General features: G+C 40.1%; 6 protein-coding genes and 2 pseudogenes. 6 read left to right on the top strand and 2 right to left on the bottom strand.

The features are described from left to right. Positions 1–138 (bottom strand): transposase (locus tag FGT79_RS32705; protein WP_171056534.1); only part of this gene is annotated, 138 nt, incomplete at its 3' end. A gap of 166 nt (positions 139–304) precedes the next feature. On the opposite strand from FGT79_RS32705, the gene FGT79_RS30325 reads away from it, so the two are divergent. From FGT79_RS30325 to FGT79_RS30305, 5 genes and pseudogenes are all read left to right on the top strand, one after another. After that, the gene (locus tag FGT79_RS30325) at positions 305–682 is read left to right on the top strand and encodes a LytTR family transcriptional regulator DNA-binding domain-containing protein (protein ID WP_138756548.1); all 378 of its coding nucleotides are present in this window, start codon (positions 305–307) and stop codon (positions 680–682) included. Positions 683–988: 306 nt separating this feature from the next. Beyond that, positions 989–1240, top strand: a complete 252-nt coding sequence (locus FGT79_RS30320; RefSeq protein WP_138756547.1) for a hypothetical protein — start codon at positions 989–991, stop codon at positions 1238–1240. 436 nt (positions 1241–1676) lie between these two features. After that, positions 1677–2006 carry a hypothetical protein gene (locus FGT79_RS30315; RefSeq protein WP_138756546.1) on the top strand — a complete coding sequence of 110 codons (330 nt, stop codon included), beginning with the start codon at positions 1677–1679 and terminating at the stop codon, positions 2004–2006. A gap of 878 nt (positions 2007–2884) precedes the next feature. Continuing rightward, entirely contained in the window at positions 2885–3235 is a 351-nt protein-coding gene (locus FGT79_RS30310; protein ID WP_138756545.1) for a hypothetical protein, read from the top strand. A 114-nt stretch (positions 3236–3349) separates the two neighbouring features. Further along, positions 3350–4571, top strand: a pseudogene (locus FGT79_RS30305) (IS256 family transposase). A gap of 576 nt (positions 4572–5147) precedes the next feature. On the opposite strand, the pseudogene FGT79_RS30300 reads toward FGT79_RS30305, so the two are convergent. Next, positions 5148–6418: pseudogene (locus tag FGT79_RS30300) on the bottom strand (IS110 family RNA-guided transposase). Positions 6419–6610: 192 nt separating this feature from the next. Here FGT79_RS30300 and FGT79_RS30295 point away from each other — a divergent pair. Beyond that, on the top strand, positions 6611–6827 hold a 217-nt coding region (locus FGT79_RS30295; RefSeq protein ID WP_138756544.1), incomplete at its 3' end, for a CPCC family cysteine-rich protein.

Here is a 6827-nt window from a genome sequence, read left to right as displayed (position 1 = left end):
CAACTTTACCCAGTCTTTAACCGTTGTATAATGCACGCCTAGTTCCTTTGCTGTTTCGGAGGCTGTTGTTTCTTCAGTCAATATACGCAGGACTACCTGCTCCTTAAATGCCTTGTCAAATTTCTTCCGTTGTCCCATATGACCCCCTCCATGATTTATTATAGAGGTTTTATTTGTGTCCATCTATTCGGAGGAAAGTCAGAGTTTACTGAGTAGCAGAACGATCACTAATTAAAAATTATAAAAAGGAGTACCCGATGTAGGAAACCAAACGGCCTTACTAAGGGTAAAGTTGAAGATATATATGTTAACTGTGACTAGAGATGCAGATGGAAAATCGGGTTTATTTAATATTGCGTGTAAAAAAATTTTTTATATTGAAAGTGATTCAGAAAAAAAGCGAGTAATTGTTCATACACATAATGAAGAATATTATATGATGGGTACTTTAAAATATTGGTCAGTTGTTCTAAATGCTAGTGGATATAAGTTTTTGAGTGCAGATAGAAATATACTGGTTAATATCGGAAGTATCAAAGTATTAAATAGAATGACAAAAGAAGTTCTCTTCGAAATTGAACTCATGAAAAGAACTAAAAAATGTGTAATTGCTTTCTATAAGTACGAAAAATATGAACGATTCATAATAGATATAAATCCTGATATAGTAATTGTTAAATAAAATTAAGATAACAGCGTAAATAGAAAATATATAAAATGAAATCAATATGTCAAGGGGATTTGTGTCGAAATATGTCGAAAGTTTCGAAAAATTCACGGTCGTGAATTTCCATTTACAAGTGGTACTTTATGAGATTAAATTGAATTAATTATAAACTTAAATTCGTAGGTGAAATTATCTCTAGATTTATAATTCGTATATTATTTTTGAAAGCATTTGAATTAACTATTAATTTAATTGATAAGTAAGGCACAAACATAGCTTAAACTAATTTACAAATACTAGCGCGAGAGGAGACAGAATTAAGTGTTGATGGAGTGGATTAATTACAAGTTGGAACAGAGAAGTTGGGAAGTTGTGAAGGAATGTGAAGTGGAGAATGAGGAATTAGATGAAAGATTTAATGATATTGTTAAAGAACTTAATAAAATTATACCTAAATCTGCTCAACACTCTCTATATGAGCTTGAAGAAATATGTGCTCAAAAATTTTTAGTTATAAGAAAAGCGTATCGCATTGGTTTTGTAGATGCTGTAAATTTAAAATCGAGTCTGTAAAATAGATTCGTATTATGAAGTTAGCAGGCAAAGTGGGTCTGTCAATAAATTTGTGTAAACTCTGTTACAGCTTCTCCCCCAGGGGAGAAATTATCTGAGATACTGACCGATACGATCTGGGAAGAAGACGGATAGCTGGAGGAGCATTTGTCCCGAGTCTGTAAAATAGATTGTGTAAATTCCAAAACCCATAAAAATGGAAATATACGAAAGGTTGGGGAGTACACATGGGATTATGGACGAAACAGCAGCTCCGAGCATTGAATGAACAGTAAACTAGGAAAATGAAATAAATGATTGAGCTCCCTCGGCGACTATAGCTTAACAAATCACCAGAATAAAGCTGCCGGCATAACTCCCCAGCCTCGTTAAGCTAACCGGTAGTTAAGTTCCAATATGTGTTAAATTGAGTGGACTAAAATTTGGAGTTGGAGCAATGACAATTAGCAAAAAAGGGTCAAGAAAGATTGTTGTCGGGCAAGAGTCATTCAGATGGGTAATCACTCCATCAGCAAGAGGTGTTATTAAGTTAACCGTTCAGCATGATGAAGTAAAAGGGCAATTGCTCAGAGTCGATATAGAGTCAGATATCAACGAATTTTGGGTGGAGTTTCCGAATGTTGAATCACTCAATAATAAAATCGTGGTGTCTGCTGAAATAGCTTTTATTATATCAGAGGCAATCATACAAGGTTGGAAACCGAGGGGGAAAGGTCCGGTATTAAGTTTCAAACATTCAGAAAACAAGCTGTTATCGTTGAAATAATGGGAGAGGATAGTTCTAAAACGAGATAACGGCAGCCGACCAGTCAGCCTAGTCCAACTGAATTGGTTTAATGAGGAGAGTTAATACTATTGAAGCTCTTTACAAAGGAATTTAAGAAAATTGTAGTGGAAGATTATCCATTTCTTTGTGTAATAGACCAAAGGTCTGAAAACGAGCACATTTGTTTAAAGATTTATCCGTCCAATACGAAAACATCATATTTCTTGATTTTATTCTCTTGGAAAATCAATTGGGCAACGAATCTTTGCCAACCAATGGTTTGTGCTAAGTTAATTCATTACGCCATTAGCAGTGGCTGGGACTATAAATCTGAACGCGCTGTGCTCAAACTCCAAGATGGAGACATTCTGATAGATCGGCTCGGTTTGGATGAATTAATTCGATAGCTGTACTCCTTTTGGCTATCGGCTAAACATATAAAATATACGGAAGGAGTCCTAGATTGGGTCATTTAGTAAGATTAAATCAAATGAAGAAAAAAAATTATTATGAACTATTCCCAGGTGTTTTAACAAAGGGTTATAGAAACGCTGAGTCTGTTTATATTGAAGATGATATATTTGTCTTTTTAAGACCCGCGATAAAAATGGGTATGAACCTTTCGAAAGTTTTAATCGTTTTGAAATTCCAATGGAGAATTGGATTCAGATCATAAGTGGATTCGTCCAAATAAGCGAGTATTTATAACCATCAAACTGCTGAACTGCGAAAGTACATAGAACCACATTTTAAGACACAAACGGAGAGTCTCTTAAAGAAGTATTTCAAGGATAAGGCTCTGATAGAAGAAATAATCAATAAATTGACTACTTGGATAGAAGGACAGTTAATTAAAATCAAATTGAGGTAAACAACAAATGAAATTATCAAAATTATTGATAGTCGGTTTGATGGTAATTAGTATTGCAGTTGTTTTTTTGATATTCAATCGTTTACGGGAGGATGAAATGAATTTTAAAGAAGCAATTCATACAATAAAGGCAAGGATAAGTGAAAATGAAAGTTTTACGAGAAAAGAAGCAGAAAAGCTGAATCGATTTTTTGATAAGAGTAGTGGTGAATATAGACGAATAATTATAAAAGACTCGTTAGCTAACATATACGTTAAATATCTATTAGAACAGATGAGGATGGAGTCAAAGGATTTACAATTAATGATTAAGGAAATTGAAGGATTAGAAGAATCATTAAACAAAACGCAAGAATAAAATATCTAAGTTGTAAGTTTTAATCTCTCAGGGATGAAATCGAGTCTGTAAAATACTTTGTGTAAACTCCCAAATCTATTAAAATAGAAGTAATAGAAAGGTTGGGGAGTACACATGGGATTATGGACAAAGGAACAACTTCGGGCATTCATTAAGGAGAACAAATTGGTATCCGCTCAGGATGCTCAAAATGCGCTAAAAGATTTGTTTGCCGAAACGCTACAAGAGATGCTCGAAGGCGAGATGGATGCTCATTTAGGCTATCAAAAGCATGAAATGCAGCAGAAACAGACCAGCAACAGTCGCAATGGCAAGAGCAAGAAAAGGATTACGAGTGAGTATGGCGAACAGGAAATCAGCATCCCTCGTGACCGTGAAGGCGAGTTTGAGCCGCTTGTCGTGAAGAAGCATCAATCGAACGTGACAGGCATTGAGGATCAAATTACGGCTCTCTATGCCAAAGGCGTAAGCACCCGAGACATTCAAGATCATTTGCAGAATCTGTACGGGATTGACCTCTCGCCAACCTTCATTTCCAACGTAACCAATAAGATTATTCCGCTTATTAAAGAATGGCAAAATCGGCCGCTGCAGTCCGTGTATGCGGTTGTGTTTCTGGATGCCATTCACTTTAAAGTCAAGCAGGATGGTGCCATTGTGAACAAGGCTGCCTACATAGTCATTGGTATTGACCTCGAAGGCTGCAAAGATGTGCTTGGCATGTGGATTGGCGAGAATGAGTCGTCCAAGTTCTGGCTTAACGTTTTAAATGATCTGAAAAACCGCGGCGTTCAAGATATTCTCATCACCTGTGTAGACAACTTAACCGGCTTTACGCAAGCGATCTCTGCTTGTTATCCGCAGCCCCGAAATCCAGAAATGCATCATTCATCAGATTCGCAACTCCACATGGTTTGTCTCTTACAAGGATTTAAAAAAAGTGACAGCTGACCTCAAGCCTATCTATAAAGCGGTTAATGAAGAGATGGCTCTGCTAGAGCTAGATCGTTTCGAGGAGGCATGGGGCAGCAAATATCCACTCATTGTGCGCTCTTGGCGCCAAAACTGGGACGAGCTTGCTACTTTCTTCAAATATCCAGCTGAAATCCGCAAGATTATCTATACAACCAATATTATCGAGAGCTACCACCGTCAGCTTCGTAAGGTGATGAAGGGAAAAAGCATCTTTCCAACGGATGATTCCTTATTGAAAATGCTCTATCTGGCCACCATGGATGTGACCCGTAAGTGGACAGGTCGTGTGCAAAATTGGGGACAAATGCTCCTCCAGCTATCCGTTTTCTTCCCGGATCGTATCGGTCAGTATCTCAGATAATTTCTCCCTTGGGGGAGAAGCTGTAACAGAGTTTACACAAAATTATTGACAGACCCTGATTATACAAATGTGTATAGCATGCACAAATGAAGTAGAATTAGCAAAGCTAATTTACGAAGTATTCAATGATATGATTGGTGTTAAGCTAGACCATCTAAGTTGTTTACAACACGCATTTAAATTTACTGATCACATTAACAAACATTCAACTCCCTCGGTATGATGCAGTTTTCTCACGAATGCTCGCTTATTCGCAGGATTTCACCAGAAGATAAATCGTAAGCCGGACAGAATGGGGCGAGAGCCGTCTAAATGGGCATCCGGCGAGCATACGGGAACAGAAGGGGCGAGTTTTCGCTCCTTTATTATTGATATGCTCCACACACCTCCGGAGGCTTTCACTCCCATTTCTCGACGGGTCTATGCCCTTTCATTCCTTCGTTACGCCTATCCAGAGGGTGGAGGCCGGTATTCCTAACGGTACGGGTCTATGCCCTTTTGTTTAATGCAATCCGGTACTCCGTGCAATCTTGAAATCCTACGAATAAGCCAGTTTTTGTGCGGAACGTGAAGCGATTAAGCAACCTGTTTCATAGGCAGAGCTCGATTCGGTTCGTAAGCTTCACCGCTGCGAGCTATGGCAACCAGAATGCGAGCCAGCTTGCCGCAAAGCTTCATCACGGAGCGCATGGGCTTCATGCTTTTCGTCTTTACATTCACTTCGTGCTGTCGTTTAAACGTATCATCGTTCATAATGAGGGTCATGGTTGCCATGAACAGGGCATGTCGAAGTCTAGGTCGACCACGTTTGCTGATGGACATCTGGCCCTTCCATTTGCCTGAACTTGCCTCAGCAAGGTTAAGGCCGGCATGCAGTAGCAACGCGTTACCATATGCATAGCCACTGAGGTCCCCAGCTTCACCGAGAATGCCGGCGACTGACAGGATACTCATACCCTTAATGGCTAGTAGCGGTTCGGCTAGCGGAATCCAGACCAGTAAAGCCGCGACTTCATCCTCGATGACCTGCAGTTGCTCCTTAGCTAGATCGTATTCGGCGAGGAGCTGTTGTATATGAAGTTTGTAGGCTTTCTCAGCATGCTTTGCGCCGACCGAGTGAGCTGCCAGTGCCAGCAGTTCACCAGCTCTTCGTTCACCGCTGTGTCGTTTCATGACTGTTTTCCAGCCGGCGATTACTTGACATACGGAGAGTTTTTCAAGATTAGTAGGTATTGGAAAGAGACGCAGTGTAGCGAGCGAGCCGGAGCCAATAAGGTGCTTGTATACCTGCCTCATTTTTGGAAACATAATGTCGACCCAGTGGTGGATCTGGTTTTTGACGCTGACGAGGCGATGGACGATTGTCTCTCGGTTCGCCATGAGCACAGGCAGTTCCATGAACACTTCATTGGTTTCTTTAATAATGGTGTAGTAGCCGTTTTTCACTATGTCGGCGATAACCAAGGCATCCTTAATATCGCTTTTGGAGGGAGTATTGTCGCGGTTTTCCCTGTTCTTTTTGACGAGATGAGGGTTGACTAATACGACCTCGAGGCTCCGGTCTTTGAGCCAGGCAGCGAGGCTGAGCCAGTAGTGGCCTGTAGGTTCCATACCGATAATGGTGTCGTTTAGTTGATGTTTTTCTGTATATCTTTCATCCACTGCAGAAGTTGCCAAAAGCCGGCATCGTTGTTGGAGAAGTGAAGCGGAGTGCCGATCGTTATTCCACGAAAGTTGACAGCGCGAGCAACATGGGACTGTTGGGCGATATCGATACCGACGAAAAGGTGCTGGGTTGAAATGCGTTCGAGCAGTTGATTTTGTTTGGTTTGAGCTTTAAAATTCAAGATAGAGCGACCTCCATAAGATGGCTAAAGGGCTATGACTCGTGACTACCCCATCGTACCGGAGTCGCTCGTTTTAATGCAAAGCGCAAATTAACGCTCTACAGGAACCCTAACGGGCATGATAGTTTAATCATATTGCGAATACTTTAAGTTTCTGAACTTAGTAAATTAGGTTTAATGGGGGCAAGAAATATGAAGTACACATGTCCTTGCTGTGGTTATAAAACTCTAGACTATGAGCCACCAGGCAACTATGACATCTGTGATATTTGTTTTTGGGAAGATGATGGTATTCAATATAACGCCCCCGATTATGAGGGGGGAGCAAATACTCAGTCATTAAGGCAATATCAAAAAGCCTTTTTACTGGGACGTGTTAATCGCAAGCCAACCGCTAACGATAAACGTG

The sequence above is a fragment of the Paenibacillus sinopodophylli genome (assembly GCF_005930355.1).
Classification (GTDB): domain Bacteria; phylum Bacillota; class Bacilli; order Paenibacillales; family Paenibacillaceae; genus Pristimantibacillus; species Pristimantibacillus sinopodophylli.
This window is presented reverse-complemented; position numbering and strand designations above follow the sequence as displayed.

Bases quoted from the DNA above. Each gene is read 5' to 3' on its own strand.
- FGT79_RS30325 (WP_138756548.1), top strand. From the start codon at position 305: ATGTTAACTGTGACTAGAGATGCAGATGGAAAATCGGGTTTATTTAAT.
- FGT79_RS30315 (WP_138756546.1), top strand. From the start codon at position 1,677: ATGACAATTAGCAAAAAAGGGTCAAGAAAGATTGTTGTCGGGCAAGAG.
- FGT79_RS30310 (WP_138756545.1), top strand. From the start codon at position 2,885: ATGAAATTATCAAAATTATTGATAGTCGGTTTGATGGTAATTAGTATT.